Raw genomic sequence first — 1,601 nt, 5'->3', positions numbered from 1 at the left:
CAGCAACATAAAAATCCGATCGAGGTATTAGTAAACTTAAATCTGGTTCTGGTTGAGAATTATTATTTAATCTAATCGGATTTTGTACTCCTAAGAGAATAAGATCGCCAAATTTTCGATAAAATAACTGTGTTAATCTAGCTATACAGGCAGCATGACGGGTTCCCATCGGTGACATTTTGATAATTTCTCCTCGAATTAATTCCACTTTTTCATCGGGTTTGATTATTCCCTCGGTTGTCATTTTTTCGTATTCTTCCACCGTAAACTTACGGGTAATCAGTGATAAAGACATTTTAACTAAACTCCTACTTTTTCTTTATTCTATCTGGACAGCCTTGCAAGGGGGGAATTATCGGTGTTTAAACCATTAATCGGGGGGATAAACTAACTTTTTGGGGACTTGTACTGATTCTTCGGGAAAAATCAGCGCTTGCCATGGCGACAAAACCGCTAAATCTAACGTCTAGAAAGCTGGGGTCGGATCGAAACTGCCCCAAAAAAGCTACTATAGGTCAGTTGTCGATGTTAGAAAAAATAGCCGTTCCCATCAGGAACATTAAGTCGAGAAATTTTATGGTTAAGCAAAAACAGCCTTATAGTTTAATTTATCTGCTCACTCTGGTGATCGGTTTAGTCATAGCGATCGCACCTGACGGACAAGCACAAACCCCCGACTCTAACAATCCCACCAGCGATCCTAACGAATTAAAACCCTTAAATCAAGCCGATAGTGTCCTGAGTCTTCAGGGGGGACAACGTTTAGTGGAAGAAGCGAACGCCGCTATTAATGCCGCTAAATACGATGTCGCTGTGGACAAACTCAATCAAGCGCGCCGGATTTTTAACCAACTATCTAACTATCATCTGCAATTAGCTAATAGTTTCTCAGGAATTGACCCGAAAGTATTCGATTCTCAGCGTCAAAGTGCTTTAAACACCGGACAACTGCGGGATGAAGCCACCTATCAGCTTGCTTTAGTTCATAGGGCGCAAAATCAGCCAGAATTGGCGGTTCCTTTGTTAATTCAGGTGATTCAATCCCAAAACCCCACCAGTGAATTAGGACAAAAAAGCTATCAACAACTCTACGAGATGGGATTTGTCAGTACACCCATCTCCGCACCGACTCCCACCTCCGCAACTCCTAACAACTCCCCCCCACAGCAGTAAATTTTGTCCCCATTGACGAGCTTTCGGTAACAATGGGATCAGAGTATCTTTAATTCTTTTGAGGAGTTACGATGGTTGACTTTCGCCAAGTAGAAGCGATGATTCAAGAACAAATCCCCGATGCACAAGTGATGATTCGGGATTTGACGGGAGGTGGCGATCATTTGGAAGCGGTGGTTATTTCTGGCGAATTTGCTGGCAAAACCCGCGTTAAACAGCATCAAATGGTTTATGGCGCTTTACAATCGGCACTGGCTACCGAAGCCATCCATGCTTTGGCATTAAAAACCTACACTCCCGACGGTTGGGCAGCAGAAAAATAACAGTTATCAGTTAAGTAGGTAGGTGTTACAAGTTGTCAGACACCCCCCTTATTAAGGGGGATCCCCCCGCCTATCGGCACCCCCCTTATCAAGGGGGCTATCCAT

General features: G+C 43.5%; 3 protein-coding genes. 2 read left to right on the top strand and 1 reads right to left on the bottom strand.

What is annotated here, in order from left to right:
• The coding region (locus PX636_RS15410) for a Uma2 family endonuclease (RefSeq protein WP_288117733.1) at positions 1 to 295 on the bottom strand (295 nt) is incomplete at its 3' end.
• A 230-nt stretch (positions 296 to 525) separates the two neighbouring features.
• Here PX636_RS15410 and PX636_RS15405 point away from each other — a divergent pair.
• Both PX636_RS15405 and PX636_RS15400 read left to right on the top strand, forming a co-directional pair.
• On the top strand, positions 526 to 1,173 hold the full coding sequence (locus PX636_RS15405; RefSeq protein ID WP_004162561.1) for a hypothetical protein: 648 nt from the start codon (positions 526 to 528) through the stop codon (positions 1,171 to 1,173).
• 71 nt (positions 1,174 to 1,244) lie between these two features.
• Positions 1,245 to 1,496 (top strand): BolA family protein, encoded by a 252-nt coding sequence (locus PX636_RS15400; protein ID WP_002764550.1) that lies wholly within the window; start codon positions 1,245 to 1,247, stop codon positions 1,494 to 1,496.
• Positions 1,497 to 1,601 lie beyond the last annotated feature (105 nt).

Source organism: Microcystis sp. M53598_WE2 (genome assembly GCF_030067735.1).
GTDB lineage: Bacteria > Cyanobacteriota > Cyanobacteriia > Cyanobacteriales > Microcystaceae > Microcystis > Microcystis aeruginosa.
This window is presented reverse-complemented; position numbering and strand designations above follow the sequence as displayed.

What these genes read in the sequence shown, in the direction of transcription:
- PX636_RS15405 (WP_004162561.1), top strand. Translation starts at nt 526, where the DNA reads ATGTTAGAAAAAATAGCCGTTCCCATCAGGAACATTAAGTCGAGAAAT.
- PX636_RS15400 (WP_002764550.1), top strand. Translation starts at nt 1,245, where the DNA reads ATGGTTGACTTTCGCCAAGTAGAAGCGATGATTCAAGAACAAATCCCC.